The sequence below is a fragment of the Scandinavium sp. M-37 genome, from assembly GCF_043558715.1.
Lineage (GTDB): Bacteria > Pseudomonadota > Gammaproteobacteria > Enterobacterales > Enterobacteriaceae > Scandinavium > Scandinavium vulneris_A.
In genome coordinates, this window is record NZ_JBIGIN010000006.1 from 37,770 (window position 1) to 64,152 (window position 26,383).

The window sequence follows — 26,383 nt, forward strand, 5'->3', positions numbered from 1 at the left end:
GGGCTGTAGCAGCCTGACGAGGCGCCAATACCCTATACGAAGCTCGAGCTAATTTGATTTTTGGAGAATAGACATGTCCCGAGTCTGCCAAGTAACTGGCAAGCGTCCGGTGACCGGTAACAACCGTTCCCACGCACTGAACGCGACTAAGCGCCGTTTCCTGCCGAACCTGCACTCTCACCGTTTCTGGGTTGAGAGCGAGAAGCGCTTTGTCACCCTGCGTGTATCTGCTAAAGGTATGCGTGTAATTGACAAGAAAGGCATCGATACAGTTCTGTCCGAACTGCGTGCCCGTGGCGAAAAGTACTAAGTACTAAGAGGAATTAAATCATGGCTAAAGGTATTCGTGAGAAAATCAAGCTGGTTTCTTCTGCTGGTACTGGTCACTTCTATACCACCACGAAGAACAAGCGTACTAAGCCGGAAAAACTGGAACTGAAAAAGTTCGATCCAGTTGTCCGTCAGCACGTGCTGTACAAAGAAGCTAAAATCAAATAATTTTAGTTTTCTTGAAGAAAAACCCCGCTTCGGCGGGGTTTTTTGTTTTCTGCTCGTCCCCATAATAGAAGCATCCTGCATTGTCTTTGGAGACGTCATGCCAGAATTACCTGAGGTCGAAACCAGCCGCCGCGGTATTGAACCGCATCTGGTCGGTCAGACTATCCTGCACGCGATTGTACGTAATAGCCGATTACGCTGGCCGGTTTCTGCCGAAATCCACAGCCTCAGCGATAAGCCAGTGCTCAGCGTTCAGCGCCGCGCCAAATATCTCCTGTTAGAACTGCCTGACGGCTGGATTATCGTGCATCTGGGCATGTCCGGGAGCCTGCGTATCCTGCCGGAAGAACGGCCCGCCGAGAAACACGATCACGTTGATTTGGTGATGAGCAACGGGAAGGTGCTGCGCTATACCGACCCGCGTCGATTTGGGGCCTGGCTGTGGACCAAAGAGCTTGAGGGCCACAGCGTGCTGGCGCATCTCGGGCCGGAGCCGCTCAGTGATGCGTTCAACGCTGAATACTTCCGCGAGAAGTGTGCGAAAAAGAAAACGCCGATCAAGCCGTGGCTGATGGATAACAAACTGGTAGTGGGTGTCGGGAATATCTATGCCAGTGAATCGTTGTTTGCGGCGGGTATCCATCCTGACAGGCTGGCGTCGTCGCTGTCTCAGGCAGAGTGTGAGCTGCTGGTGCGGGTGATTAAGGCGGTTTTGCTGCGCTCTATCGAACAGGGCGGAACGACGCTGAAGGATTTTCTGCAAAGCGACGGCAAGCCGGGCTATTTTGCTCAGGAATTGCAGGTCTATGGCCGGAAAGATGAGCCTTGTCGGGTCTGCGGTTCACCGATTATTGCCACCAAACATGCCCAGCGGGCGACCTTTTACTGCCGCCACTGTCAGAAGTGATTACTTAAGCTTGTCCATTAATGCCTGATGGACGGCCGGAGGCAGGAAGTGGGTGACGTCGCCGTCGTGGCGCGCCACTTCTTTCACCAGTGATGATGAAATAAACGACCACTCTTTCGATGGCATCAGAAATACGCTTTCCAGATCGGGCATCAAATGGCGGTTCATGTGCGCCAGCTGCATCTCATATTCAAAATCTGCCACTGCGCGTAAGCCGCGGATCAGAATATTGGCCTGCTGTGCGCGAGCGAAATTGGCCATCAGGTCACTAAAGCCCACCACTTCGACGTTAGGCAAATGCGATGTGGCCTGTTGTGCCAGCGCAACGCGTTCATCCAGATTAAACATCGGCTTCTTGCTCGGGCTGGCAGCAATCGCCAACAGCACGTTATCAAACATGCGACTGGCGCGTGTGACGATATCAATGTGCCCATTGGTTATCGGGTCAAAGGTGCCTGGATAGATGGCTTTTGTGCTCATGACTTACGCCTTGTTGCTAAAGCCGCGGTTCAGCGCCCACAGCTCGGTGTACTTGTTAAACGTATACTGCGCGTTCACAACGGCCAGCAGCCAGCCCTGTGCGCCATCGAGAAAGCCTGCGCGGAGCACCAGCGTTTTGATGAATGCGCCTAACGTATGGCTGAACACGCCGGTCAGAGACGTTTTCTTACCGTGTTGATGGCGTTCCTGTGCCCAAGCCGTGGCGTACGCCAGCTGCTTACGCTGGAAGTCGGCGAAATCACGGCAGGTCAGATGCTTCAGATCGCCTTTCAGCTCAATCACCCGGGCATCACGACAGTCGAGAGATTCATGTACCCGATTGTCGTTGTACTGCCACCGGCTGCGCTCATAAAGACGTAACACGCGGTCCGGATACCAGCCGCTGTGGCGCATAAAACGCCCCAGGAAATAGTTCCGACGGGCGATGCTATAGACCGCGCCCGGTTGAGGGGCTGACAGCACGTCCCGCAGGGATTGCTCGAGTTCAGGGGTGACGCGTTCGTCGGTATCGATCATTAACACGTAATCGCCGCTCGCGAGGGCTTGTGCGCGCTGGCGCTGAATGCCATAACCTTGCCAGTCGGTATTCACGTGGACCTTTACGCCGAAGCTTTGAGCCAGTCCAACGGTGTTATCGTCGCTGCCGGAGTCCAGCAGCACAATTTCATCGGCCCACTGCACCGACGCCAGACATTCTGGCAGCACATCCGCGGCGTTTTTGGCAATCATCACCACCGACAGGCGTGGGGGCATTAGTGACTCCGCTGAGGCAAATAGGGTTGCAGTAACTGTAGCAGACGGGCGAGTGCGCCCTGGTTTTGATGCAGCACCTCGACGGCGTGACGGCCGTACCACAGGCGGTAATCTTCGTCCGTGAGCAGCGTAGAGACTTCTTTCACCAGCGTGTCGGTATCGGTGACGGTGATCAGACCGTCATCCTGCTGCAGCTTGGCGCAGATGTCTTTGAAGTTGAAAGTGTGAGGGCCCATCAACACGGGAATCGCGTGTGCGGCGGGCTCCAGCGGGTTGTGACCCCCGCGCTCGACGAGGCTACCGCCAACGAAGGCGAGGTCAGCAATTCCGTATAGCAGCATCAGCTCGCCCATGGTGTCGCCGATGACCACTTGGGTTGCCGTGGTCGGGATTTCACCGGTGCTGCGCAGAGTGAACGTCATCCCCTCTTTCTGCACCAGTTCGCGTGCATCAGCAAAACGTTCAGGATGGCGCGGCACCAGGATCAGCAGCAGGTTAGGGAACGCCTCAAGCAGCTTTTTATGCGCCTCAAGAATAATTTTCTCTTCGCCGTCGTGGGTACTGGTGGCTATCCACACCTGACGATGTGGGGCCCACTGGCGACGCAGGGTGATGGCACGTGCCGCCAGTTCTGGCGTCACGGAGATATCGAATTTCAGGCTGCCGGTAATTGCGAGCTGGTTGCGTTTCAGGCCCAGAGAAAGGAAACGGTTCCCGTCTTCCTCATTCTGCGCGGCAATCAGCGTAATGCGACTCAACAGGCGGCGCATAAACTTGCCGAGCTTACCGTAGCCTTTCGCCGATCGCTCGGACAGGCGGGCGTTGGCAATCACCAGCGGGATTTTGCGTTTATGCAGGGCGGCGACCATATTCGGCCACAGCTCGGTTTCCATCACGATAACCAGCTTTGGTCGCGTGGTGTTGAAGAAGCGGTTCATCGCCCCGGGCAAATCGTACGGAAGATAGACGTGTTGGACGTCTTTCCCGAAGGCGGATAAGGCACGCTCTGAGCCGGTTGGCGTCATGGTGGTGACGGTTATCGGCAATGATGGATAACGGTGGCGCAGCGCACGCACCAGAGGAATAGCGGCCAGCGTTTCGCCCACAGAGACGGAATGCAGCAGTATGCCATCAGGCACTACCTTGTTTTTGCAGAAGCCATAGCGTTCAGCCCAGCGTTTACGGTACGCGGGCGCCTTGCGGCTGCGCAACAGTAATCGTAGCCAGACCAGCGGCTGAATGAGGTAGAGCAAGGTGGTATACAGAAATTCCAAGCGATTTATCCGTTTTTGTATTTCGGCGGGCAAATTCTAAGCATTTAGGCCGTCTAAAGCTATCTCTTTGGCGCTTTTGCTCGTTCATTTGACTGCGATACGTTCATTCGAAAATGAAAAAACGGGCAATCGCTTGCCCGTTTGTCGTGTTCTGGATTAACGCTCTGCTTCGGGGAGCGCGTTCAGATGGTAGGTCACGCGTTCCGACAGGCCACGAATGTCACCACCGGTAATGAAGTAGCTGTCATCTTTCTGGTTCGGGTTGCTCACCGAGTAGCCCAGCATTTTGTTTATCAGCGTAGCGACCTGGTAGTGGTTCAACGGCATCGGTGAGTCGATGGCGCTCATTGAATAAGCCGGGTCGTTACTGAAGTAGATAAACGGCACTTGGGCAATCGGCATTTCGACAATGGAGTGACCGAACAGACCCCCGTCGCCCACGCGTTCACCGTGATCGGAGGTGATAAACACCAGCACCGGCAGCTTTGACTTGGCCATAGCGGTGCGAATTGCCGATGCCAACTCTCGGTCATACAGGCGAACCGCATCATCGTACTCATTTTTCTTTTGCGCCACGTCATCGCTCAGACGCGGCGTTGAGAATTTCGCGAATCCCTGCGGAATATTACGTTCGTACGGAATGTGCGGCGCGCGACTGTTCAGCACCATCAGGAACGGTTTGTTCCAGTCGAGCGTAGCTTTATCAACGGACGGTGTCAGGACTACGTCCGCACCGACTTCTGGGGCCGGGCGGATTTGCGTATCTTCCCACAGATCTATGTCGTGGATACCAATCCAGTTACTCAGTCCTTCCAACCCTTGCGCAGAGATGAATGCGGTCTGATAGCCTTGTTTTTTGGCGTTAGCGAAGATGTTCGTCGCTTTCGACTTATACGCCCCATAGTTGTCAGGTTCGCGCAAATTGTTCACCAGCATCGGAATTGCCACGCGCGTTGATACAGCGTTAGACACAATCAAGCGGCCCGTTCCGTGATACTGCTGCATTAGCGCTTTAAGTTCAGGCGTTGTGTCGCGTTCGTAACCCAGGGCGCTAACGTGATGCGGGTTCAGACTCTCACCAATCGCCAGAATGATCGAGTATTTCCCTGCATGTGTGCCTTCAACCGGTGTGACCTGGTAAGGCTCGTAATGGGTCAGGTTTTGGTTTTCACCGGACATCGCTTCCGGAATGAGGCGTATGGCGCTAAAACTCATTGCCGACAAGCCGTTACGCAGCAGCGAGTGGCGCAGGTCAGGGTTAAACTTATACATCTGACCATCGACGGCTTTATAGAACTGACCGACGAACATTACGACGATCGCCAGCAGGCACGGGATTGCGAGCCATTTATTCCATTGCGGTGCCAGGCGACGGGTAAATACCAGCGCAAATACCACGGCCACAACCATAATGGCAAAATAGACACCCAGAGAGCCCAGACTGTCGGTGATACCGCTGGCAATATCTTTGGTTTCGACAAACGCCAGCCATACTTCGCTCGGGCCGTAGAATTGGCCGTAGAACTGGTAATAGATGGCTTCGGATATCTGCACGATGAACGTGATGGCCAATAGACAGCGTGTCAGGAAAAAGCGCGCACTGACTGCTGCCAGCAGTGAAATAATGAGATACAACGATATGTCGCCAGCTTTAGGCTGATAAACGTGGTCCTTCAGTAAAATAATCGCTTCGGACAGCGAGAAGAGCACCAGAAAGGCCAGCGTTAACCCCACCGTGCGCATGATATTGCCACGGGAGGTGAGTGATGATTGTGCAGATGTTTTAAACATGAATGGACTCAATCTTACTCAGAACTTTTTAGTCAGCGGACGAATCGCTTTACCAAAACCAAAGCGTAATGCGCGAACCAGTGTAGGGCGATTATGCAGTCCGTTACGCCAGATATCCTCAAACAGGCTTAACCACCGCGCCGCAACGGCTTCACGGGAATAGACCAGCAAACGTTTGTCGCCCTGTTCTCGCATTTGGCGGTACAGCTCAGGGGAGTTTTTCAGTTTCATGATCGCGTCAAACGCTTCATCCGGGTTTTTCGCAATCAGATAGTCCAGTTCGCTTTCGCGAATAGCGCGGTACGACGGCTCATCATCACAAACCATCACCGTTTTTCCCAGCCAGTTGTTGATAAGTTTGCTGGCAGGCTTGCGAGCCAGTTTATGGTCGTGGGATTTGCGAAAACTGATGCAGACATCTACGTCCTGGTAATCAGTCCAGTTATCAAACGAGATACGCAGTTCGATGCCTTGCTCGGCGAGGCGCTGCTTAAAAGTGCCTTCACGATACGCTTCCGGGAAGCTATCAACACGGCCGAAGAAGGCCACCGTTTTAATGGTTTCATCGGTACGCTGGCGAGGTTTTACGCCCGGCTGCGGCCAGTAAGGAACGAAAATACGATTGCTGTGGCCATCGACTTCCGGATTTTGATCAACCACAACATCTGCCCCGATAACCGGTGGGCGATCGGCTCGTGCGACGACGGTAACGCCGCGCCAGGGTTTTACGCGCGATCCGAAGTCGTCGTTGTGCATCAGATTAATGGCGTCAGAACGGCACTCTGAACCGAACGAACATTCGATCTCATCACCATAGTAGTGTTTCAATGCCAGCGTCGTCTGGAATGTCCATCCGCCGCGTCCGCCGCAATAAAAGCGTTCCGGGATAGCGTCCGGGTTTACACGGTTATCGAGCAGGGTCTGAAAATCTGCATAGTTTTTAGCGATAAAATCAGCGCGGGAGACCGCGTGGAGTTTAAGTTTGCTCATAATGTCCGTTAGCCGAGAATTTTTTTAAGTCGGAAGTAGCGACGTCCCAAACGCCACCGCTGGCGAAAACCACGAGCATTCTGCCAGATCATTGACCAGATGCCTCTGTCGAAAAGCTCGCGCGTTATCTCGCGCTTTTTCGCCATGTCTTCAATGTTGTTAATGCTGTGCAGGATCCCAAGGCCTTCTTTCGCAATCTGCCACTGGCAAGCCGGTACGCGTTTGACCTGTTCCGGATGGCGCTTGTTGATGGCATCCAGCATCTCAAGAATCTTCATGTAATGGCGAGATGAGCGCATCCGCGTATCGTCTGTGCCTGGAGTATGGGACACCGAGGCGGAGTGAATCAGATAATCGTAAAATACCTCATCCACATATTGTACGCGTTTCGCGGTCAGGAGCACTTCTGTTGTCCAGGGAATATCCTGATGGCGCAGGCCGTGCTCGAAGGTAAATCCCTGCTCTTTGATAAAGGCATGACGATAGATATTCAGCCAGGTGACATGCAGGAATTTGCGCGACTCCAGCGCCTTTTGCAGCCAGGTCGGGCCATCCAGCACATCAGTTGAAGAGAGCTTATCGGATGGGAAGATCTTTTTCGATGGACGGCCATCGTCGTAAATGTAGGTCCCGTTACAGGTCGCGACATCCAACTGACCGGCAAAGGCAATTTCCAGCAGGCGTGGGTACATTCCGGGATAGATAACATCATCGATATCCGGAAAGGCAACATATTCCCCTTTCGCCACGGCAAGCCCGGTGTTGCGTGCCGCCGAGACACCACCGTTAGCCTGATCAATCACCTTAAAATCGCTAAACTCGACAGCATAGCGGCTGATGATTTCTGCCGAACCATCGCTGGAACCATCATTAACGATAATGAGTTCCAGATTGTCGAGATTCTGTTTTTTGATGCTGTCAAAGAAAGCACTCAGAAATTTCTCGCCATTGTAAACGGCGACAATGAGGCTTAATTGCGGCGTACCAGACATGCTTTCTCCGTTGTATAACGCGGTGACGTGGTTATCAAAGTCTAACTGTATCGTGCGATGGCAATTCGACAGCCGTCAGGCTAAAGAGTTCTGCAGGATTCGACCGCGCCATGCTTATCGCGACTGGACGCGGTCAATACGCATTCAGGCAGGTTTATCTGTGGCTTGCGGCGTTCGGAGGGCACACATGCCGATCAGCAATCCGGTCAGGAACATGTACTGCTCCAGATAGTGATCTTTCAGATTATGGTCGACCATAGTTCGGGAGAAGAAGCCAATGGTGAACAATAACAGGAACATCCCAACCATGGTGTTGCCGTGACGGAACTCTTTCCAGCCAATATACCAGCATCCCGCCAATAGAATCAGCCATCCGGCGATCCCGGCAATGCCATTCTGAATACCAAATTCAATCAGACCATAATGGCTGTGCGGGATATTAATGCGTTTATCCTGGGTATCCTGGCGCAGTATGTAGCGGAATGCCTCTTTGCGCGGCCCCATCCCGGCAGGATGTTCACCCACCAGTTTCCAGCCCTGGTGGAAGAAGCTGGCGCGACAACCGTTGGAATGGTTCATTGGCACACCGAGATCGTTTAATGGCCTGGTTCCATTTGTTCTGTTGTAGCAGAAGCTGGAAAAGGGTGCATTCCATCCCGCCACCGCATCACTTTCAAGATTTTGCCAGCGCGGGTCCGTTTTCCAGGATGCATAGCCCAGCGCCACAGAGGCGATAACAATCGCCAGCAGAATACCGCCCGTCAGGAGAACCCGACTACGGCGCATGCTATGCATGCTTAAAAGGATAAAAGTCGAGAACAGGCTGCCTACCAGGCCGATGGTGCCCCAGCGGGTATCCACCAGGCCGGTGCACACCAAATTACAGAGCAGCATGAACGACAGGACCGGTGTGCTAAGGCGCAGGAAGCGCTGACGCAGCAGTCCGCGTGAGAGCAGCTCTGCAAGGATAAAGCCGGTTATCATGTTCACCTGGAAGCTCATCCGCGTGCGGTTGTAAACAATACGCGTCTCGCCCCAATGGATGATGCCATCACGCCAGTAGAGATAAGCGGTATCCAGCAGGTGTATTAGTACGACTCCCCAGAAGAAGAGGATAACGAGCGTAAACAGGCGAGCTGCTGTCAGCGAGGAGAAATGGGTCTGGATTACCGGTAATAACACCAATCCGGCGCAGAAGAGCAATACCGGACGCAGCCATTGCCCATCCCAGGTTGACACCATCTCTTTGATATCGGGGGCGACAAAAAAGCCGTTAATCAGAATGAAAAAGGTCAATATCCACAGTGCGATGAGCACGAATTTAACTTTGCTTAAATTCAGACTTTGCTTTGCGGTTATGGAGCTGAAAAACAGGCCAAAAGAAACGACAATAATGGGGTAAATCAATCCATTACGATGAAATGGCAGCTGATCATTTGGGATCGGCCAGATAAAACATAAAGCCAATACGGACAGGATGATCGCCCCTGTCAGGATATTTCGAGTATTTGTCATAGTTTTTTGGCTGGTTACGGACTTCGGCATCTTTACCGGCAAGATTTGGACGCTGTGTGGTTTCCACTGGGTTTACGCAGTGCCATTTAAAAAACCGGAGAAAATTACCACAGATACCCCTGCTACAGAAGGGCAATGTTTGTAAGCAGGAATAATCTCTCTCATTTGTAACTGCGGGGTCTTTTATGTATTACATCAGAGCAACGTATATACTACGCCGATGAGTTTGATATGTAGGTTATGAACAGGAAAAGTATGCACATTGTCCACACCGAAGCCGATGGCGGAAAAGGCGGTCAGCCGCTGCGTATCATCAATGAATCTCTGGGCATGATACAACGCGGGCATCAGGTGACCATCCTCTGCCCTGAAACTGCGCCGCTGCATCAGCTGGCGCAATCGGCAGGGCTCAATGTGGTAACCATGCCGCTGCGCCGGAAGAATGTCGGCAATTTGCTGCAACTGCGCCGCTGGTTGCGTGACAACCGCGACAGCATCGACGTCATTAACAGCCATAACTCCGCCGATACCTGGCTGGTGGCGCTGGCGAATCTGTTTTTATCCCGTCCGGTTCCGCTGGTGCGCACGCGCCACGCCTCGGGGGTGCCACGTAACAACTGGACTACACGTTGGCTGTTTCGCAAGGCCTGCAAACATATTGTCTCCACCGGAGAAGCGCTGCGTTTGCAGATGGTTGCATTAGGCGTTCCGCTGGAAAACACTACTTCAGTTCCCAGTGGCGTGGACACATCGCGTTTTCATCCGGGGGATAAAGAAGCCGCGCGCAATCACTGCGATCTGCGTCAGGGCGATTTCTGGCTCGGCGTGGTGTCACATTTACGGCCGAATAAAGGCCACAGCGTATTGATCAACGCGTTGGCACAAATCGATATTCCGCAAATCAAGCTCGCTATTGTCGGCGATGGGCCGCACCGTGAAGCGCTGGAAAGTGAAGTTATCCAGCAAAATCTGTTAACGCGCGTGGTGTTTGCGGGTCATCGGGCCGACCCTGAACGCTGGTTCCCGGCGTTCGATGTGGCGATTAGCCCATCACACGATATGGAAGGTGTGCCGCAGGGCGTACTGCAATCACTGGCGTCCGCCGTAGCGACCATCGCCACTGATGCGGGTGGCACGGCGGATGCGATAATCGACCGGCAAACGGGGTTATTAATTGGCCAGCGGGATGTTGATGCTTTGCGTGAGGCGATCCTCACGCTGTATCACGACGAAGCGTTGCGCCGCCAACTCGCCAGCCAGGGCAATGAATATCTGAATTCGCATTTCACCCGGGAGTGTATGTTGACGGCGATGGAGAAAGTCTTCAGCGACGCCGCTCAGCTCAGCAACTCACGATAAAGGGTCTGAAGCTGGCGGGCCATGTTATCGAGGGTATAGGGTTCTGCGGTGGCGCGTGCCGCTGCCGCATAATCAACCCCACGATGCCGCCCTTCAAGCCACGCGCCGATCACCTGCTGGTAACCTGCCACATCCAGCGCATCGCGAACCCAACCATTTTTCCCTTCGGTTAACCACTCTGCGGCTCCGCAACCGTGACTGGTCAGCAGCGGTAAACCGCAGGCCAGCGCTTCCACACACACATTGGGGAACGGATCATAGAGCGTGGGCAGAATCAGGGCATCCGCACTGCCATAAACTTCACGTACATCAGCCACCGGGCCGAGAAATTTGACCCGAGCCGCGACGCCCAACTTATGGGCCAGTTTCGCAAATTTTGCCGCATGTTTATCGCGCCCGGCGACCAACAGCCAGACATCCTGATGAGGCTGAATGGCCTTGAGCGCGGTGGCAACGCCTTTACGCGCAAATCCGGAACCGACGTAGGCCAGCACCGATGCCGTTTCAGGAACCCCAAGCTGCGCGCGAAGCGATAACTGACGCACGTTGGGATGAAAATGTTGCGTATCGACCCCGTTATAAATCACGGTCAGCTTGTCGGCGCTGAGCCCGAAGCGACGGACGATATCGTCCCGCACCATCCGCGAATTGCAAATAACATTGCGCAGATTAGGATGCGTAAACATCTGCTGCTCCGCGTTCAGAATGTAGCGGTGGTAACGGCTAAACGACTGTGCCCAGCGCGATAACGGCGACTGAATGCGGTTGTATTGCTCAAGCCATGCGGCGTGAACGCCGTCGCCCGCGCGGAAAATTGAGGCTCCGGGGATACGTTCATGACTCTGGACGAGATCAAAATCGTTGAAGTGTGCCGCGGCGGCGGCGGCAAAACCCTCTTCCCGCGCCTGGCGATTGCGAAACGGTGGATCGAGGGTCAACGTATTCCAGCCCGCCGCATTTTCCCATTTGCGCGCAATCAGCGTGACATCAATCTCGGTATCGCGGGCCAGTACATTCAGGGCGCGGGAGACAAATCGCTCGGCCCCGCCGTTGGGATTGTAGGTTTGTCTGACGATAGCGAGCTTCATGCCGGGTTTTCCAAAAGCAGCGTATCGATAGCGCTCAACACCTGCTGAGGCGTGATGGCGGTAATGCAGTCGGAAACATGGCTATCACCACAGCCTGCCTTCCCGCAGGGCTGACAGGTAAATCCGGCGGTGATCACCCGATACTGCACGCCCCACGGTGCCCATTTAATCGCCCCGGTTGGGCCAAAAATAGCGACCGTTGGGGTGCCGACGGCGCTCGACAGATGCATCGGCATGGAATCCACGCCAAAATAGAGCCGGGCGTGCTTCATCAATGCGCCTAACTCTTTCAGGTTCAGTTTGCCGCTTAAATCGTGATATGGCTGGGTGAGCAGTGCCCGCAGGCCATCCATGTACTCACTTTCTTCTTTGGACGGAGCCGCAGAGAGAATAATCGGCAGGCCGCGTGCGGAAAGGGTATCGATGGTGGCGGCGAGTTTATCCAACGTCCAGGCTTTGAACATCCAGCGGGACGTCGGGTGCACCAGCACGTACGAGTTGGCGGCCACGCCAAAATCTGCCAGTTTCTGCGCAATCGAGGCTTCCGCCTCTTCACCGGGCACAAACAGCGTGTGCTTATCTTCGGCGGTCTGCGGATGAATCCCGATATGACGCAGCGCATCCAGATTCACCTCCACCATATGGCGAGAGTTATCCTGAATCGCAGGGTAAAGGGTGGTAAAGGATTTCACCCAACGACGGCGTGCCAGGCCGCTGCGTTTATCCGGTTTGAAGCCGACGGATACCCGAGGCTTCAGGCGACGGGCCAGGCGCGCGCCGTGCCAGTGCTCAGTCAGATTGATTAACACATCGTAATCGCGGGCTTTCAGCGTGTTGAGCAAGGCCCGGTACAGCGTCAGTTGTTTGATGAAACCCTGCTTGCGCCAGTTGCGGCCAATGGTATGTACCTGATTAATAGACGGATGGCTGGTCAGCATCGCCTGCGTATCATCATAAACGAGGGCATCAACCTCAACGTCTGGCCAGTTTTTCTTCAATACGGTAAAGACCGGGGACGTCAGGAGTACATCGCCGTGATGGCGAAGCTTAATGACCAGAACCCGCTTTGGCGGACGATTCGGTGAGAAAAAATCAGGCATGATGACTCTCTGCATCCAGGATGGGCATTAATTGCTCAAAAACGGTGGACGCGCTGAGCTGGCTCAATTGGTTTGAACCCTCAGGGCGGCAAATGGTTTGGTTTTTTCCGTAGCCACCGATAAGACCGGGATCGGTAGGGCCGTAAAGGGTGATATTCGGGCGATCTAACGCGGCCGTTAAGTGGCTTAGCCCTGTGTCGACGGAGACCACTGCCCGAGCACCCGCCAGCACATGCGCGACCTTTTCAAGGCTCATGCGAGGCAGAACCTCTACGTTAACATTCCCTTGTGCCAGACGTTTTGCGCGCGCTTCTTCATGCGGGGCGCCCCACAGCAATTTTATCTGCAGACCGCCAGGCGCCAGGCGGGCAATCAGTTCGCGCCAGTGCGACTCTGGCCAGTGTTTTTCATCACGCGTCGTGGCGTGCAAGAAGACCAGATAAGGCGCAGCGGCCGTGTCGCGGGTGGTCAGAAAATGTTGTGCAATCGCGTAATCGCCCTGGGTCTGCGGTTTTGGGTAACCGAGGCTTTTGGCAAACAGTTCCCGGGTGCGTTCGACGGCATGCTGCTGCTTTTCGATGTGATGGCGACGCGTGTAGAACAGGCTGGCCAGCGGTTCGCGGGCGCTTTGCCAATCCATGCCGTGCTTTGTGCCGTGCGCCAGGCGCGTCACCAGTGCCGCACTTTTCACCAGCCCTTGGGCATCAATGATGGCGTCATATTGTTCCGCCTGCACGAGTTGCCGAAACGCGCGGCGTTCGGCTTTTACCGGGGCAGAGAACCAGGCTTTGCGCCAGCGGCGAATCGCCACCGGAATGACGCTATCCACCGCCGCATGCCAGCCGGGAATTTGTGCGAAGCCTTCTTCCACCACCCAGTCAAAGCGGATCCCAGGGATCGCTTGTGTGGCATCGGTCAGGGCGGGCAAGGTGTGGAGCACATCGCCCATTGAGGAGGTTTTAACGATCAGCACGCGCATTCGTTACACGTCCTCGGCCAGCAACAGCGGGTTTAGCTCTTCCAGCACGCGCGCTGGCGTAATATCGATCAGGCTCTGGTGATAACCGGCGTCGCCATCGCCTTTGCGGACTTTGTGGTAGCCGGTAATCAGCCGGATCACCTTAGCTTTGTTCGACAGCGGTGGAGTGAAGTCCGGGCTGCTTGGGCCGTAAAGCGCAACCAGCGGGCGGTTCAGCGCCGCCGCAACGTGCATCAGCCCCGAGTCGTTGGTGACGACGGCTTTACAGCTCGCGAGCAGAACGACCGCTTGTTCAAGCTGGGTTTCACCCGCCAGATTACGGCACCAGGCCAGCTGTTCCTGACTGAGTGCGGCGAGGATCTCATTCCCGGCATCGTGGTCTTTGGCGGAGCCGAACAGCACCACCTGATACCCTTCGTCGATCAGCTGTTTAGCCAGTTCGGCGTAATGGTAATGTGGCCAGCGTTTTGCAGGGCCAAACTCGGCCCCGGGGCAAAAACCGATTATCTGGCGTTCCGTCGAGAGGTTGAATGCGGTACAGGTCTGCGATTTTTCGCCTTCGTTCACCTGAAGCTGCGGCCACAGCAACGGTTGCGGTAAATCTTTCGCCGAGCGCATCACGCCTTTGTCATAGGCCAGCGCCACATAGCGTTCGACCATCAGCGGCCACGCAGCTTTATCCAGCACGCGAGCGTCATTCAGTAAACCGTAGCGCATTTCACCGCGCCAGCCGGTACGCTGCGAAATACCCGCAAAGAACGGTACCAGGGCAGATTTGAACGAGTTTGGCAGGACATACGCGCGGTCGTAGCGTTTTTCACGCAGGCTTTTTCCAAGCCGACGACGCTCGCCAATTTCCAGCGCGCCGTGCCCCAGCGGCATGGGGATCGCTTCATTCACTTCCGGCATACGCGATAAAAGCGGACGGCACCACGCGGGTGCCATCACATCAATGATCGCCTGGGGATAGCGCGCCTTGAGCGTGCGATAGAGACTTTGCGACATCATCATGTCGCCCACCCATGACGGGCCAACCACCAATATCTTCATTCACTTCATCCTTCAAGCTGTCTCTGCGTTGGCTGCCTTCATTCACCCCAGTCACATAGTTATCCTATGCTCCTGGGGGTTCACTCAGTTGCCGCCTTGATACTGCTTCAATGATTTTGTGAATTTGTATCGTTGTCGCGGTTCAGCCAGTGCATATATTCCGTTACGCCTTCGGCCACGGTTTTAAATGGCTTATCGTAGCCAGCCGCACGCAGGTTGGTCAGGTCAGCCTGAGTGAATGCCTGGTAGCGGCCTTTCAGTTTTTCCGGGAACGGAATGTATTCGATACTGCCTTTTTTGTGGTACGCCAGCGTGGCATCGGCTACGGCCTGGAAGGATTCCGCCCGACCCGTACCGAGGTTGAAGATACCGGAAACGCCATTTTCCCAGAACCACAGATTTACGGCGGCCACATCGCCTACGTACACGAAGTCACGCTTAAAGCTGTCACTGCCTTCAAACAGTTTCGGACTTTCGCCATTATTGAGCTGGGTGTTGAGGTGGAAGGCCACGCTCGCCATGCTGCGTTTATGGCCTTCGCGCGGGCCGTAGACGTTGAAGTAACGGAAGCCCACCACCGGAGAATCGGCTTCCGGCAGGATCTGACGCACGTATTCATCGAACAGGAACTTGGAGTAGCCGTACACGTTTAGCGGCTTTTCGTACTCGCGGGATTCGATAAAGTCGGAGGTACGGCCGCCGTAGGTGGCTGCAGACGAGGCGTACAGGAACGGAATTTCACGCTCCAGGCAGTAGTGCAGCAACTCTTTGGAGTACTGATAGTTGTTATCCATCATGTACTTGCCGTCCCACTCGGTGGTAGAAGAGCATGCGCCTTCATGGAACACTGCTTCGATCTCGCCCATCTCTTCGCCAGCCATAATCTGGATCAGGAAATCTTCTTTATCCATATAGTCGGCGATGTTGAGGTCCACCAGGTTGACGAATTTGGTGCCATCTTTCAGGTTGTCCACCACCAGAATGTCAGTGATGCCTTTATCATTCAGGGCTTTAACAATGTTGCTGCCGATGAAGCCTGCGCCGCCGGTAACGATGATCATAACGATAACCTTTGAAATGTGGGTGACCGGGACTATCCCGGACGCTAATGGTTCTTATCATACCACCACTGTGCGGAGTCTTCACATTCACCGACAACCCGCAGGGGTACACGTGATTTATGCTGCAAAAACGGGTAACGGGTGCTGTGTCATCTCGTATCAGCGTAGAGCTTTGGGTAATATGTGCCAAATTTTGCCGAATCTGGAGAGTTGCAATGCGTGGTGATTTTTACAAACAGTTAACCAGCGACCTGGAAACCGCTCGCGCGGAAGGGTTGTTTAAAGAAGAACGCATCATTACCTCTGCCCAGCAGGCGGATATTACCGTCGGTGATGGCAGCCATGTCATCAACTTCTGCGCCAATAACTATCTGGGGCTGGCGAACCACCCTGAACTGATCGCGGCGGCGAAAGCAGGCATGGACAGCCACGGATTCGGCATGGCCTCCGTCCGTTTTATCTGCGGAACCCAGGACAGCCACAAAGTGCTGGAAAAGAAACTGGCCGATTTCCTCGGTATGGAAGATGCCATCCTGTACTCCTCCTGTTTTGACGCCAACGGTGGCCTGTTCGAGACCCTGCTCGGCGCGGAAGATGCAATTATTTCCGATGCCCTGAACCACGCTTCGATCATCGACGGGGTGCGTCTGTGCAAGGCCAAGCGTTTCCGCTATGCCAATAACGATATGCAGGAACTGGAAGCACGTTTGAAAGAAGCCCGCGAAGCCGGGGCGCGCCACGTGCTGATCGCCACCGACGGCGTATTCTCGATGGACGGCGTGATTGCCAACCTGAAAGGCGTGTGTGATCTGGCCGACAAGTACGATGCGCTGGTGATGGTGGATGACTCCCATGCGGTCGGTTTTGTGGGTGAACATGGTCGTGGCTCCCACGAATACTGCGAGGTAATGGGTCGCGTAGACATCATCACCGGCACACTGGGTAAAGCGCTCGGCGGCGCATCTGGCGGTTACACCGCGGCGCGTAAAGAAGTCGTTGAATGGCTGCGTCAGCGCTCCCGTCCGTACCTGTTCTCCAACTCTCTGGCCCCGGCTATCGTTTCTGCCTCAATCAAAGTGCTGGAAATGGTGGAGTCCGGCGCTGAACTGCGTGACCGTCTGTGGGCCAACGCCCGCCTGTTCCGCGAGAAAATGTCTGCCGCAGGCTTTACCCTGGCCGGGGCCGATCATGCCATCATTCCGGTGATGTTAGGTGAAGCGTCCGTTGCGCAGGATTTTGCCCGCGAGCTGCAAAAAGAAGGGATTTACGTCACCGGTTTCTTCTACCCGGTGGTGCCAAAAGGTCAGGCGCGTATCCGCACCCAGATGTCTGCGGCGCATACCCCTGAGCAAATTGAACGTGCGGTGGACGCGTTTACCCGCATCGGTAAGCAACTGGGCGTGATTGCCTGAGGATGTGAGATGAAAGCATTATCGAAACTGAAGGCTGAAGAAGGCATCTGGATGAACGACGTTCCGGCACCGGAAGTCGGTCATAACGATCTGCTGATTAAAATTCGCAAAACCGCTATCTGTGGTACCGATGTACACATCTATAACTGGGACGAATGGTCACAAAAAACCATTCCGGTGCCGATGGTCGTCGGCCATGAATATGTTGGCGAAGTGGTTGGCATCGGTCAGGAAGTGAAGGGCTTTAAAATCGGCGACCGCGTTTCCGGTGAAGGCCACATCACCTGTGGGCATTGCCGTAACTGTCGTGCTGGCCGCACCCATCTGTGCCGCAACACCACCGGAGTGGGCGTCAACCGCCCCGGCTGTTTCGCCGAGTATCTGGTTCTTCCGGCGTTTAACGCGTTCAAAATCCCGGACAACATCTCTGACGAGCTGGCCTCCATCTTCGACCCGTTCGGCAACGCGGTTCATACGGCGCTCTCTTTTGATTTGGTCGGTGAAGATGTGCTGGTGTCCGGCGCAGGCCCAATCGGCATCATGGCGGCGGCGGTGGCGAAACATGTCGGCGCCCGCAATGTAGTCATCACCGACGTGAATGAATACCGTCTGGATCTGGCGCGTAAAATGGGTGTCACCCGTGCGGTGAACGTGTCCAAAGAAAGCCTGACCGACGTGATGGCCGAACTGGGCATGACCGAAGGGTTTGACGTGGGCCTGGAAATGTCCGGCGCACCACCGGCGTTCCGCACTATGCTCGACACCATGAATCACGGGGGTCGTATCGCGATGCTGGGTATTCCGCCATCAGATATGTCTATCGACTGGACCAAAGTCATCTTTAAAGGGCTGTTCATCAAAGGCATTTATGGCCGTGAGATGTTCGAAACCTGGTACAAGATGGCGGCGCTTATCCAGTCAGGCCTGGATCTCTCCCCGATTATCACCCACCGTTTCGGCATCGACGACTTCCAGAAGGGCTTTGACGCCATGCGTTCAGGTCAATCCGGAAAAGTTATCCTGAGCTGGGATTAATCAGACAAAGCGCCTTCGGGCGCTTTTTTTTCGTGCCAGTTTCACGTTATTTAGTTCAAATTCGGATTTCCGCCAGGAATTCTTCGCTTTTTTGCCCATACGTTTATAAAGTTTGTTGAGGTTCCATTTAACTTTGTAGCGCCTATGTTCAAACTCACTGTTTGCTTATTGACCTTTAACTCTGCACGTCTGTTGCGTGAAGTTCTGCCTCCGCTGGTGGCAGTGGCGGATGAGTTTATTGTGGTGGATTCCGGCAGTACGGATGCGACGTCATGTATTTGCCAGGAGTATGGTATTACGCCCCGTCATCATCCCTACGCTATGCACGGCGCGCAAATGCAGCACGCTACGCAATTAGCTACCCATGACTGGGTGCTCTGCATGGACAGTGACGAAATTCTGGATGCTGAAACCGTAGAGTTTATTCTGGCGCTTAAAGCGGGAGAAGAACCCGATGCACACTACGCCTGGCGCATTGCGCGTCACTGGCATGTATTGGGCGAAGAAGTCCGCACAATTTACCCCGTGTCCTCTCCCGATTTCCCGGTACGGCTATTTAATCGCACACAGGCACAATTCAATAATCGGCCAGTCGACGACAAGGTTGAGGGCAATGTGATGACTGCTGTCATGCCCGGCCGTGTGCGCCACGATACGTTTTACTCGCTCCATGAAGTCTTCAATAAGCTCAATAGCTACACCACTCGACTGGTTAAGTATCAGAAGATTCGACCGTCGATTGCCCGCGGGGTGATTAGCGCGATCGGTGCATTTTTCAAATGGTATCTTTTCAGTGGGGCGTGGCGATACGGAAAAGTGGGCATCGTGACGGGGTTATACGCCACCTCATACAGCTTTCTGAAATACTTCAAAGCCTGGTATCAGCACCAGGAGAAAAAAGAGCCCGTTGCTAAAGAACATTCGGACTCTCAAGCCATTGAGTGATCGTTTTCGCCTGATGGCCGGAATTAAGGCTTATCCCAACCCTGCCATTGCAGCTGCATATACTGCACCAGCGTGCTGTGCGTAATGCTGTCACTCAACACGTTAAAGAAGCGGCTGGCGTAAACCGGCTGCTGTGGCTGCTTAGGTTTACACAGCTTCACGCCATGGAACGGGTTACGCGGGGCGGTTGTTTGAACCGGCGTGGCGTTATTTGGCGTTGAGTTATCCACCTGCGGTTCGTTCAGTAGGCTGCTCGGGCGCACCAGGGTGATATCCGGCGGCAGGTTGTAGACCATTTGTTGTAGCACGCGAACCGTTGAGGGATGCGGGTGGCCGATGGCAATCGCTGAGCCGTTACGTCTCGCCAGCTGGACAGCACGATTAAACTGCACCCGGATATCCGCTTCGTTCTGCGTATCATCGAGGAACACCCGGCGCTTAATCACCTTCACGTTCGTGCCCGCCGCAGCCCGCATTGACTGGCTATTGCCAATCGTCATGCTGTCGAGGAAATAGAAGTTGTAGTGGCTGAGCGTCTGCATCACCTTCTGCATCCCAAACAGGCTCGAGGTCATGGCGCTGCCCATGTGGTTGTTCAGACCCACGGCATACGGCACCTTGTTGACCGCATCACGAATAATGCGGTCAATCTCATCGCTGCTCATTTCCGGGCGAAGGGTGTCTTTTTCCAGCGGCTGTTTACTCAGCGGCGCCATCGGCAGATGGATAAGCACTTCATGGCCGCTGTTATGGGCTTTGGTCGCCATTTCACGGGCGTGTGGCGCGTTCGGCAGCACGGCAACGGAGATGGTGTTGGGCAGAGCCAGGACCTGGTTTTCTTGATGCGGACGGTAGCCAAAATCATCAATGACTATCGAGAGTTTTCCGGCGTGGGCCGGGGAAATCATCGCCAGTGCGGCGGTGACGGACAACGCTAGCGAGCGAAATTGAAGCAAAACTTATCTTCCCAACCACGGCTGTGGATTGACCGCCTGACCCTGGCGGCGAATTTCGAAGTAGAGTGACGGTCGACCCTGACCGCCACTGCTGCCCACAAGGGCAATCGGCTGACCGGCGCGAACCTGGGTCCCGACGCTGACCAGCGCGCTTTGGTTATAGCCATACAGACTCATGTCGCCTTTACCGTGCTCAACCACCACCACCAGGCCGTAACCTTGCAGCCAGTCGGCGAGGATAACCCGGCCATCGGCGATGGCTTTCACCTCGGTGCCTTCAGAGGCACCGATAACCATCCCTTTCCAACGTAGTTCACCCTGCAGCTGTTCGCCATAGCGATGCAACGTTGGGCCGCGAACCGGCCAGTAGGCCTGACCACGCGGTGAACCGAGGCCGCCGGTTCGGGACATCAGCGAGCGTTCGCTCTCGGACGGTTTGTAGGTGGTGCCTTTGCGCGAGGCGTCCTGTTGACGATTGCGAACGGCCTGCGCTTCCCGGGCCTCACGTTCGGCGCGTGCGCGTGCCGCGGCTTCGGCCTGGGCAATACGGGAGCGCATGCGGGATTCGTTGGCCCGCAGTTCGGAAAGCTGCTGCTGACCGGCCTGAATCGAGGACTCCAGCCCGGCGAGTGTTTTCTTACGTTCGTTGCGCGCCTGCTCAAGCTTAGCCTGCTGCGCTTTCTGTTCGTACAGCAGCGTTTGCTGCTGACTCTGTTTCTCTTCCAGCTCGGCTTTTTGCGTCGCCACTTCGGCGCTGGTCTGTTTCAGATCGGCGATGGTTTCCTGGCGGGCCTGGTTGAGATAGCCGAAATAGGCCTGCAGACGCTGGCCACGCTGGCTCTCTTCCCCGCTGAGGATCAGCTGAATTCCGGTGTGCTCGCCCTGACGAAACGCGGCATCAAGCTGGGCCGCGAGTGAACGCTCCTGAGCGGCTTTTTGCTTCTCGAGTTTGGCAATTGACGCGTTCATCGCATCAACCTGCTTATTGAGGTCAGCCAGCGTATTTTGGGTTTCGCGAAGTTTGCGGGCGGCGGCGGAAATCGCTTCTTCCTGCTTTTTGAGTTGGGCGAGCAGGGCAGAGCGCTGCTGTTGTTGCTGGCGTACCGCCTTTTCTTTGCTGGCGATATTGGCCTGAATCGATTTCAGCTGGTCACGATCGTCCGCATGGGCGGATGCCGCGCACAGCAATACGCCAGCGCTGAGTGCGCTGGCGTAGCAAACGGATCGGACAGCCGTCGCGATCCATGTATTTGAAAAAATCGCCTTTCCCCTCATGGGGAGGGATTATTCCACGATGAACAGCGGCTTGCCAGTCATCTCTTGCGGGATTTCCATGCCCATCAGCGTCAGCATGGTTGGGGCGATATCGGAAAGCTTACCGCCATCAACCGCTTTAACCGCTTTGTCGCCGACGTAAATCAGCGGCACTGGCAGGTTGGTGTGCGCGGTGTGCGCCTGGCCGGTAGACGGATCGCGCATCTGCTCGGCGTTGCCGTGGTCAGCGGTAATCAGCATCTGGCCACCAACGGACTCTACTGCGGCAGTGACTTCCGCAATGCAGTTGTCCAGCGCTTCAATCGCTTTCACTGCCGCTTCCATCACGCCGGTGTGGCCAACCATGTCGCCATTCGGGTAGTTACAGATGATGGTGTCGTACTGACCGCCTTTGATTGCGTCGACCAATTTTTCAGTCAATTCTGCAGAACTCATTTCTGGCTGCAGATCGTAGGTCGCCACTTTCGGGGAGTTGATCAGGATGCGTTCTTCACCGGCAAACGGCTCTTCAACGCCGCCGTTGAAGAAGAAGGTCACGTGCGCATATTTCTCAGTTTCGGAGATACGCAGCTGGGTTTTGTCCTTCTTCGCCATCCACTCGCCGAAGGTATTCGCGAGGGACGCAGGTGGGTAGGCGCAAGGGGCTTTAATGTCTGCGGCGTATTCGGTCAGCATGATGTAGTCGAGATTAACCACTTTCTTACGCGCGAAGCCGTCAAAGTCTTTATTCACGAATGCACGGGTGATTTCACGCGCACGGTCAGCACGGAAGTTCATGAAAATCAGCGCATCGCCATCTTCCATCGCGGCATCGGCCTGGCCTTCAGCGCGGATAACGGTCGCTTTCACGAATTCGTCGTTTTCTTCACGGGCGTAAGCCGCTTCCAGACCTGCAACAGCGGTATCAAACTGGAACTCGCCTTTCGCCAGGGTCATCAGGTCGTACGCTTGTTCCACGCGATCCCAACGGTTGTCGCGGTCCATTGCGAAGTAACGGCCAATAATGGACGCTACGCGGCCTTTACCCAGCGCAGCAAATTTCTCCTCGAACTGCTGAAGAGAGGATTTAGCGCTGCGCGGCGGGGTATCGCGGCCATCAAGGAAGGCGTGCAGGTAGATTTTTTCTGCGCCACGTTCCGCGGCCAGCTCAACCATCGCCATGATGTGATCTTCGTGGCTGTGAACGCCACCGGCAGACAGCAGACCCATGATGTGAACCGCTTTGCCTGCGGCAACGGCTTTATCTACCGCACCGGTCAGCACGCTGTTCTCAAAGAAAGTACGTTCTTTAATTTCAACATCCAGACGGGTCAGGTCCTGATACACGATCCGGCCCGCGCCCAGGTTGACGTGACCGACTTCGGAGTTACCCATTTGACGGTCTGGCAGACCCACTTCCAGGCCGGAAGCGTCAATCAGCGTATGCGGACGTTTGGCCCACAGGGCATCCATAACGGGCGTTTTCGCGTTGAAAATCGCGTTATCCTGCTGGTCTTCGCGATAGCCATAGCCATCCAGAATCACCAGCACCATTGGTTTTTTAGTAACAGACATTGCGACAACCTCATGCTCACGAGATGAAAAATTTGCGTAATTTTACTACAGCTGAATCGATAAATCTGCCCTGGAAGATCAAAGAACAGGCGAGCCAGAGGATGTGTTTCATCAATTTTGGGCATAATTTCTCGAAACAGCCCGCAGAAATTAGATTAGCTTGAGTCCGGCTTGCTGTATTTGCCACCTTGCACAGGTATACTCCTTTCCTGTTTTTTTAATCACTGAGTCGGGAGTTATCACCCCCCATGCAAGAAATTATGCAATTTGTTAGCCGTCATCCCATACTGAGTATCGCCTGGGTTGGCTTACTGGCTGCCGTACTGTTCACGACGTTTAAAGGCCTGACCTCTAAAATCAAAGTGATCACTCGCGGTGAAGCGACGCGTCTTATCAACAAAGAAGATGCAGTGGTGGTCGATCTGCGTCAGCGTGATGATTTCCGTAAAGGTCACATTGCCGGTTCTATCAACCTGCTGCCGACTGAAATCAAAGCCAACAACCTTGGCGAGCTTGAAAAACACAAAGATAAACCCATCATCGTAGTAGATGGTTCCGGTATGCAGGCACAAGATCCGGCCACCGCGCTGAACAAAGCGGGCTTTGAGCGCGTATTCGTTCTGAAAGAAGGCGTTGCTGGCTGGAGCGGTGAGAACCTGCCGCTGGTTCGTGGAAAGTAATAGTCTGAGGTAACGTCATGGCCAATATTGAGATCTATACCAAAGCAACCTGTCCGTTCTGCCATCGCGCGAAAGCGCTGCTGAACAGCAAAGGCGTCACCTTTCACGAGCTGCCAATCGATGGCGACGCGATGAAGCGTGAAGAGATGATTGAACGTAGTGGCCGCACCACGGTGCCGCAGATTTTTATTGATGCACAGCACATTGGCGGCTGTGACGACTTGTATGCACTTGATGAGCGTGGTGGACTTGATCCCCTGCTGAAATAATCCCTTTTAAGGACAAAAAAAGATGTCAGAACAAAACAACCCAGAAATGACTTTCCAGATTCAGCGCATTTACACCAAGGACGTTTCATTTGAAGCGCCAAATGCGCCGCATGTTTTCCAGAAAGACTGGCAGCCAGAGGTTAAACTTGATCTGGATACGGCTTCATCCCAACTGGCTGAAGGCGTATACGAAGTCGTACTGCGTGTAACCGTTACTGCATCTCTGGGCGAAGAAACCGCGTTCCTGTGCGAAGTTCAGCAGGGCGGCATTTTCTCCATCGAAGGTATCGACGGCAACCAGATGGCGCATTGCCTGGGCGCATACTGCCCGAACATTCTGTTCCCGTATGCGCGCGAATGCATCACCAGCCTGGTCTCCCGCGGCACGTTCCCGCAACTGAACCTTGCGCCAGTCAACTTTGATGCGCTGTTCATGAACTATCTGCAACAGCAGGCTGGCGAAGGTGCCGAACAACATCAGGATGCCTGATGAACGCACTTAATGCTGCAATGACTGTGATCGGTGCCGGCTCTTACGGCACCGCTCTTGCCATCACCCTGGCAAGAAATGGCCACGATGTGGTGCTTTGGGGACACGACCCGAAACACCTCGCGGTCCTGCAACAAGACCGCTGCAACGCGGCCTTCCTTCCCGATGTGCCTTTCCCCGACACGCTGCACCTTGAAGCGGACCTCGCCACGGCGCTGGCCGCCAGCCGCGATATTCTGGTGGTTGTGCCAAGCCATGTGTTTGGTGACGTACTGCGCCAGTTAAAACCGCTGCTGCATCAGGACGCGCGTCTGGTCTGGGCGACCAAAGGTCTGGAAGCTGAAACCGGGCGTCTGTTACAGGATGTCGCACGCGAAGCCTTGGGCGACGATATCCCGCTGGCGGTGATTTCCGGCCCGACCTTTGCCAAAGAGTTGGCGGCAGGCCTGCCGACCGCAATTTCACTGGCGTCAACCGATGCGAAGTTTGCTGACGATTTGCAAAAGCTGCTGCACTGCGGCAAGAGCTTCCGCGTCTATAGCAACCCGGATTTCATCGGCGTCCAGCTGGGTGGCGCGGTGAAAAACGTGATTGCGATTGGTGCAGGCATGTCCGACGGCATGGGCTTCGGGGCGAACGCGCGCACGGCGCTGATCACCCGTGGGCTGGCTGAGATGTCGCGTCTGGGCGCTGCGCTCGGCGCCGAACCGTCCACCTTTATGGGGATGGCGGGATTGGGCGACCTGGTGCTGACCTGTACCGACAATCAGTCGCGCAACCGTCGCTTTGGCATGATGCTCGGCGAAGGCAAAGATGTGCAAACCGCGCAGGACGTGATTGGTCAGGTGGTTGAAGGCTACCGCAATACCAAAGAGGTCAGGGCACTCGCTCACCGATTTGGTGTCGAAATGCCAATAACCGAGGAAATTTATCAGGTATTGTATTGCGGAAAGAATGCTCGCGAGGCAGCATTGACCCTATTAGGTCGTGCCAGCAAGGAAGAGCGCAGCCACAACTAGTCACCTCAATGACCCGGTCAGCGCAGAACTGACCGGTCATTCGCTATCTGCTGGAGTTCGCAATGCCGTGTGAAGAACTGGATATCGTCTGGAACAATATTAAAGCCGAAGCCCGCGCGCTGGCTGACTGTGAGCCGATGCTCGCCAGTTTTTACCACGCAACGCTCCTCAAGCACGAAAACCTCGGCAGCGCGCTGAGCTACATGCTCGCCAACAAGCTCGCCTCCTCGATCATGCCTGCTATCGCCATTCGTGAAGTGGTGGAAGAGGCCTACGCCGCCGACCCGGAAATGATTGCCGCTGCCGCCTGTGATATCCAGGCCGTGCGCACCCGTGACCCGGCGGTGGATAAATACTCCACGCCATTGCTGTACCTGAAAGGTTTCCACGCGCTACAGGCCTATCGTATCGGCCACTGGCTGTGGCATCAGGGGCGTCGGGCGCTGGCGATTTTCCTGCAAAATCAGGTATCGGTGACCTTCCAGGTGGATATCCATCCGGCGGCAACCATTGGCCGTGGGATCATGCTCGATCACGCCACCGGGATTGTGGTGGGTGAAACGGCGGTTATCGAAAACGATGTTTCTATTCTGCAATCCGTCACCCTCGGCGGGACCGGTAAAACCAGCGGCGATCGCCACCCGAAAATTCGTGAAGGGGTGATGATTGGTGCCGGAGCGAAAATTCTGGGTAATATCGAAGTGGGACGCGGGGCGAAGATTGGTGCGGGTTCCGTGGTGTTACAGCCCGTTCCGCCGCATACCACCGCCGCTGGCGTACCGGCGCGAATCGTCGGCAAGCCTGACAGCGATAAGCCGTCGATGGATATGGATCAACATTTCAATGGTATTCACCATACCTTCGAGTATGGCGACGGTATCTGACCCGTA

At 54.9% G+C, this 26,383-nt stretch carries 27 protein-coding genes; 12 read left to right on the top strand and 15 right to left on the bottom strand.

Features of this window, described 5'->3' with window-relative positions:
* The first annotated feature begins 73 nt into the window (after window positions 1-73).
* The 3 genes from rpmB to mutM all read left to right on the top strand — a co-directional run bounded on the left by rpmB (window position 74) and on the right by mutM (window position 1,405).
* Window positions 74-310: a 50S ribosomal protein L28 gene (gene rpmB / locus ACG0Z5_RS06535; RefSeq protein ID WP_002436699.1), complete on the top strand. Its 237-nt coding sequence runs from the start codon at window positions 74-76 to the stop codon at window positions 308-310.
* Window positions 311-330: 20 nt separating this feature from the next.
* Complete coding sequence (gene rpmG / locus ACG0Z5_RS06540; protein ID WP_003024094.1) at window positions 331-498, top strand: 50S ribosomal protein L33; 168 nt, start codon at window positions 331-333, stop codon at window positions 496-498.
* 97 nt (window positions 499-595) lie between these two features.
* Window positions 596-1,405 (top strand): bifunctional DNA-formamidopyrimidine glycosylase/DNA-(apurinic or apyrimidinic site) lyase, encoded by an 810-nt coding sequence (gene mutM / locus ACG0Z5_RS06545; RefSeq protein ID WP_394446200.1) that lies wholly within the window; start codon window positions 596-598, stop codon window positions 1,403-1,405.
* Here the strand turns inward: mutM and coaD are convergent, their stop codons facing one another.
* The 7 genes from coaD to ACG0Z5_RS06580 form a co-directional block, all read right to left on the bottom strand.
* On the bottom strand, window positions 1,406-1,885 hold the full coding sequence (coaD, locus tag ACG0Z5_RS06550) for a pantetheine-phosphate adenylyltransferase (protein WP_394446201.1): 480 nt from the start codon (window positions 1,883-1,885) through the stop codon (window positions 1,406-1,408).
* A 3-nt stretch (window positions 1,886-1,888) separates the two neighbouring features.
* Window positions 1,889-2,659, bottom strand: a complete 771-nt coding sequence (locus ACG0Z5_RS06555) for a glycosyltransferase family 2 protein (RefSeq protein ID WP_394446202.1) — start codon at window positions 2,657-2,659, stop codon at window positions 1,889-1,891.
* Window positions 2,659-3,933, bottom strand: coding sequence for a lipid IV(A) 3-deoxy-D-manno-octulosonic acid transferase (gene waaA, locus ACG0Z5_RS06560; RefSeq protein ID WP_394446203.1), 1,275 nt, complete (start codon window positions 3,931-3,933; stop codon window positions 2,659-2,661). Before waaA ends, ACG0Z5_RS06555 begins: the two co-directional genes overlap by 1 nt.
* 156 nt (window positions 3,934-4,089) lie before the next feature.
* The gene (locus tag ACG0Z5_RS06565; protein WP_394446204.1) at window positions 4,090-5,724 is read right to left on the bottom strand and encodes a sulfatase-like hydrolase/transferase; all 1,635 of its coding nucleotides are present in this window, start codon (window positions 5,722-5,724) and stop codon (window positions 4,090-4,092) included.
* Between the two features lie 18 nt (window positions 5,725-5,742).
* On the bottom strand, window positions 5,743-6,714 hold the full coding sequence (locus ACG0Z5_RS06570; RefSeq protein ID WP_394446205.1) for a glycosyltransferase family 1 protein: 972 nt from the start codon (window positions 6,712-6,714) through the stop codon (window positions 5,743-5,745).
* An 8-nt stretch (window positions 6,715-6,722) separates the two neighbouring features.
* Window positions 6,723-7,706: a glycosyltransferase gene (locus ACG0Z5_RS06575; RefSeq protein ID WP_394446206.1), complete on the bottom strand. Its 984-nt coding sequence runs from the start codon at window positions 7,704-7,706 to the stop codon at window positions 6,723-6,725.
* 144 nt (window positions 7,707-7,850) lie between these two features.
* Window positions 7,851-9,221 (bottom strand): O-antigen ligase family protein, encoded by a 1,371-nt coding sequence (locus ACG0Z5_RS06580; protein ID WP_394446207.1) that lies wholly within the window; start codon window positions 9,219-9,221, stop codon window positions 7,851-7,853.
* 255 nt (window positions 9,222-9,476) lie between these two features.
* Here ACG0Z5_RS06580 and ACG0Z5_RS06585 point away from each other — a divergent pair, with 255 nt between their 5' ends.
* Window positions 9,477-10,580 (top strand): glycosyltransferase family 4 protein, encoded by a 1,104-nt coding sequence (locus ACG0Z5_RS06585; protein ID WP_394446208.1) that lies wholly within the window; start codon window positions 9,477-9,479, stop codon window positions 10,578-10,580.
* On the opposite strand, the gene ACG0Z5_RS06590 is transcribed toward ACG0Z5_RS06585, so the two are convergent.
* The 5 genes from ACG0Z5_RS06590 to rfaD all read right to left on the bottom strand — a co-directional run bounded on the left by ACG0Z5_RS06590 (window position 10,559) and on the right by rfaD (window position 15,858).
* Window positions 10,559-11,668 carry a glycosyltransferase family 4 protein gene (locus ACG0Z5_RS06590; RefSeq protein ID WP_394446209.1) on the bottom strand — a complete coding sequence of 370 codons (1,110 nt, stop codon included), beginning with the start codon at window positions 11,666-11,668 and terminating at the stop codon, window positions 10,559-10,561. The genes ACG0Z5_RS06585 and ACG0Z5_RS06590 overlap by 22 nt on opposite strands.
* On the bottom strand, window positions 11,665-12,768 hold the full coding sequence (gene rfaQ / locus ACG0Z5_RS06595) for a putative lipopolysaccharide heptosyltransferase III (protein WP_394446210.1): 1,104 nt from the start codon (window positions 12,766-12,768) through the stop codon (window positions 11,665-11,667). The genes ACG0Z5_RS06590 and rfaQ overlap by 4 nt, the downstream gene beginning before the upstream one ends.
* Window positions 12,761-13,747, bottom strand: a complete 987-nt coding sequence (gene rfaC, locus ACG0Z5_RS06600; protein ID WP_394446211.1) for a lipopolysaccharide heptosyltransferase RfaC — start codon at window positions 13,745-13,747, stop codon at window positions 12,761-12,763. Before rfaC ends, rfaQ begins: the two co-directional genes overlap by 8 nt.
* A 3-nt stretch (window positions 13,748-13,750) precedes the next feature.
* Window positions 13,751-14,797: an ADP-heptose--LPS heptosyltransferase RfaF gene (gene rfaF / locus ACG0Z5_RS06605; RefSeq protein WP_394446212.1), complete on the bottom strand. Its 1,047-nt coding sequence runs from the start codon at window positions 14,795-14,797 to the stop codon at window positions 13,751-13,753.
* A 107-nt stretch (window positions 14,798-14,904) separates the two neighbouring features.
* The gene (gene rfaD / locus ACG0Z5_RS06610) at window positions 14,905-15,858 is read right to left on the bottom strand and encodes an ADP-glyceromanno-heptose 6-epimerase (RefSeq protein WP_394446213.1); all 954 of its coding nucleotides are present in this window, start codon (window positions 15,856-15,858) and stop codon (window positions 14,905-14,907) included.
* A gap of 215 nt (window positions 15,859-16,073) precedes the next feature.
* On the opposite strand from rfaD, the gene kbl reads away from it, so the two are divergent.
* From kbl to ACG0Z5_RS06625, 3 genes are all read left to right on the top strand, one after another.
* A complete protein-coding gene (gene kbl, locus ACG0Z5_RS06615) occupies window positions 16,074-17,270 on the top strand; it encodes a glycine C-acetyltransferase (RefSeq protein WP_394446214.1) in 1,197 nt (398 codons plus the stop codon).
* Between the two features lie 9 nt (window positions 17,271-17,279).
* Window positions 17,280-18,305, top strand: a complete 1,026-nt coding sequence (gene tdh, locus ACG0Z5_RS06620) for an L-threonine 3-dehydrogenase (protein ID WP_394446215.1) — start codon at window positions 17,280-17,282, stop codon at window positions 18,303-18,305.
* A gap of 144 nt (window positions 18,306-18,449) precedes the next feature.
* Complete coding sequence (locus tag ACG0Z5_RS06625; protein WP_394446216.1) at window positions 18,450-19,250, top strand: glycosyltransferase family 2 protein; 801 nt, start codon at window positions 18,450-18,452, stop codon at window positions 19,248-19,250.
* 23 nt (window positions 19,251-19,273) lie between these two features.
* On the opposite strand, the gene ACG0Z5_RS06630 is transcribed toward ACG0Z5_RS06625, so the two are convergent.
* The 3 genes from ACG0Z5_RS06630 to gpmM are packed head-to-tail and all read right to left on the bottom strand — an operon-like array spanning window position 19,274 to window position 23,035.
* The gene (locus ACG0Z5_RS06630) at window positions 19,274-20,206 is read right to left on the bottom strand and encodes a divergent polysaccharide deacetylase family protein (RefSeq protein ID WP_394446217.1); all 933 of its coding nucleotides are present in this window, start codon (window positions 20,204-20,206) and stop codon (window positions 19,274-19,276) included.
* A gap of 3 nt (window positions 20,207-20,209) precedes the next feature.
* A complete protein-coding gene (gene envC / locus ACG0Z5_RS06635) occupies window positions 20,210-21,481 on the bottom strand; it encodes a murein hydrolase activator EnvC (RefSeq protein ID WP_394446218.1) in 1,272 nt (423 codons plus the stop codon).
* Window positions 21,482-21,490: 9 nt separating this feature from the next.
* On the bottom strand, window positions 21,491-23,035 hold the full coding sequence (gene gpmM / locus ACG0Z5_RS06640; protein WP_394446219.1) for a 2,3-bisphosphoglycerate-independent phosphoglycerate mutase: 1,545 nt from the start codon (window positions 23,033-23,035) through the stop codon (window positions 21,491-21,493).
* A gap of 248 nt (window positions 23,036-23,283) precedes the next feature.
* Here gpmM and ACG0Z5_RS06645 point away from each other — a divergent pair, with 248 nt between their 5' ends.
* From ACG0Z5_RS06645 to cysE, 5 genes are all read left to right on the top strand, one after another.
* Window positions 23,284-23,715 carry a rhodanese-like domain-containing protein gene (locus ACG0Z5_RS06645; RefSeq protein WP_319786004.1) on the top strand — a complete coding sequence of 144 codons (432 nt, stop codon included), beginning with the start codon at window positions 23,284-23,286 and terminating at the stop codon, window positions 23,713-23,715.
* 17 nt (window positions 23,716-23,732) lie between these two features.
* Complete coding sequence (gene grxC / locus ACG0Z5_RS06650) at window positions 23,733-23,984, top strand: glutaredoxin 3 (protein ID WP_394446220.1); 252 nt, start codon at window positions 23,733-23,735, stop codon at window positions 23,982-23,984.
* Window positions 23,985-24,006: 22 nt separating this feature from the next.
* Complete coding sequence (secB, locus tag ACG0Z5_RS06655; RefSeq protein WP_319627205.1) at window positions 24,007-24,474, top strand: protein-export chaperone SecB; 468 nt, start codon at window positions 24,007-24,009, stop codon at window positions 24,472-24,474.
* Window positions 24,474-25,493 (top strand): NAD(P)H-dependent glycerol-3-phosphate dehydrogenase, encoded by a 1,020-nt coding sequence (gene gpsA / locus ACG0Z5_RS06660; RefSeq protein ID WP_394446221.1) that lies wholly within the window; start codon window positions 24,474-24,476, stop codon window positions 25,491-25,493. Before secB ends, gpsA begins: the two co-directional genes overlap by 1 nt.
* 62 nt (window positions 25,494-25,555) lie before the next feature.
* Window positions 25,556-26,377: a serine O-acetyltransferase gene (gene cysE / locus ACG0Z5_RS06665; protein ID WP_394446222.1), complete on the top strand. Its 822-nt coding sequence runs from the start codon at window positions 25,556-25,558 to the stop codon at window positions 26,375-26,377.
* Window positions 26,378-26,383 lie beyond the last annotated feature (6 nt).

Bases quoted from the DNA above. Each gene is read 5' to 3' on its own strand.
- ACG0Z5_RS06575 (WP_394446206.1), bottom strand. From the start codon at position 7,706: ATGTCTGGTACGCCGCAATTAAGCCTCATTGTCGCCGTTTACAATGGC.
- gpmM (WP_394446219.1), bottom strand. From the start codon at position 23,035: ATGTCTGTTACTAAAAAACCAATGGTGCTGGTGATTCTGGATGGCTAT.
- gpsA (WP_394446221.1), top strand. From the start codon at position 24,474: ATGAACGCACTTAATGCTGCAATGACTGTGATCGGTGCCGGCTCTTAC.
- ACG0Z5_RS06580 (WP_394446207.1), bottom strand. From the start codon at position 9,221: ATGACAAATACTCGAAATATCCTGACAGGGGCGATCATCCTGTCCGTA.
- rpmB (WP_002436699.1), top strand. From the start codon at position 74: ATGTCCCGAGTCTGCCAAGTAACTGGCAAGCGTCCGGTGACCGGTAAC.
- ACG0Z5_RS06570 (WP_394446205.1), bottom strand. From the start codon at position 6,714: ATGAGCAAACTTAAACTCCACGCGGTCTCCCGCGCTGATTTTATCGCT.
- rfaD (WP_394446213.1), bottom strand. From the start codon at position 15,858: ATGATCATCGTTACCGGCGGCGCAGGCTTCATCGGCAGCAACATTGTT.
- ACG0Z5_RS06590 (WP_394446209.1), bottom strand. From the start codon at position 11,668: ATGAAGCTCGCTATCGTCAGACAAACCTACAATCCCAACGGCGGGGCC.
- ACG0Z5_RS06565 (WP_394446204.1), bottom strand. From the start codon at position 5,724: ATGTTTAAAACATCTGCACAATCATCACTCACCTCCCGTGGCAATATC.
- rfaQ (WP_394446210.1), bottom strand. From the start codon at position 12,768: ATGCCTGATTTTTTCTCACCGAATCGTCCGCCAAAGCGGGTTCTGGTC.
- rfaC (WP_394446211.1), bottom strand. From the start codon at position 13,747: ATGCGCGTGCTGATCGTTAAAACCTCCTCAATGGGCGATGTGCTCCAC.
- mutM (WP_394446200.1), top strand. From the start codon at position 596: ATGCCAGAATTACCTGAGGTCGAAACCAGCCGCCGCGGTATTGAACCG.
- grxC (WP_394446220.1), top strand. From the start codon at position 23,733: ATGGCCAATATTGAGATCTATACCAAAGCAACCTGTCCGTTCTGCCAT.
- rpmG (WP_003024094.1), top strand. From the start codon at position 331: ATGGCTAAAGGTATTCGTGAGAAAATCAAGCTGGTTTCTTCTGCTGGT.
- ACG0Z5_RS06555 (WP_394446202.1), bottom strand. From the start codon at position 2,659: ATGCCCCCACGCCTGTCGGTGGTGATGATTGCCAAAAACGCCGCGGAT.
- tdh (WP_394446215.1), top strand. From the start codon at position 17,280: ATGAAAGCATTATCGAAACTGAAGGCTGAAGAAGGCATCTGGATGAAC.
- coaD (WP_394446201.1), bottom strand. From the start codon at position 1,885: ATGAGCACAAAAGCCATCTATCCAGGCACCTTTGACCCGATAACCAAT.
- ACG0Z5_RS06585 (WP_394446208.1), top strand. From the start codon at position 9,477: ATGCACATTGTCCACACCGAAGCCGATGGCGGAAAAGGCGGTCAGCCG.
- rfaF (WP_394446212.1), bottom strand. From the start codon at position 14,797: ATGAAGATATTGGTGGTTGGCCCGTCATGGGTGGGCGACATGATGATG.
- cysE (WP_394446222.1), top strand. From the start codon at position 25,556: ATGCCGTGTGAAGAACTGGATATCGTCTGGAACAATATTAAAGCCGAA.
- secB (WP_319627205.1), top strand. From the start codon at position 24,007: ATGTCAGAACAAAACAACCCAGAAATGACTTTCCAGATTCAGCGCATT.
- envC (WP_394446218.1), bottom strand. From the start codon at position 21,481: ATGAGGGGAAAGGCGATTTTTTCAAATACATGGATCGCGACGGCTGTC.
- ACG0Z5_RS06625 (WP_394446216.1), top strand. From the start codon at position 18,450: ATGTTCAAACTCACTGTTTGCTTATTGACCTTTAACTCTGCACGTCTG.
- ACG0Z5_RS06645 (WP_319786004.1), top strand. From the start codon at position 23,284: ATGCAAGAAATTATGCAATTTGTTAGCCGTCATCCCATACTGAGTATC.
- kbl (WP_394446214.1), top strand. From the start codon at position 16,074: ATGCGTGGTGATTTTTACAAACAGTTAACCAGCGACCTGGAAACCGCT.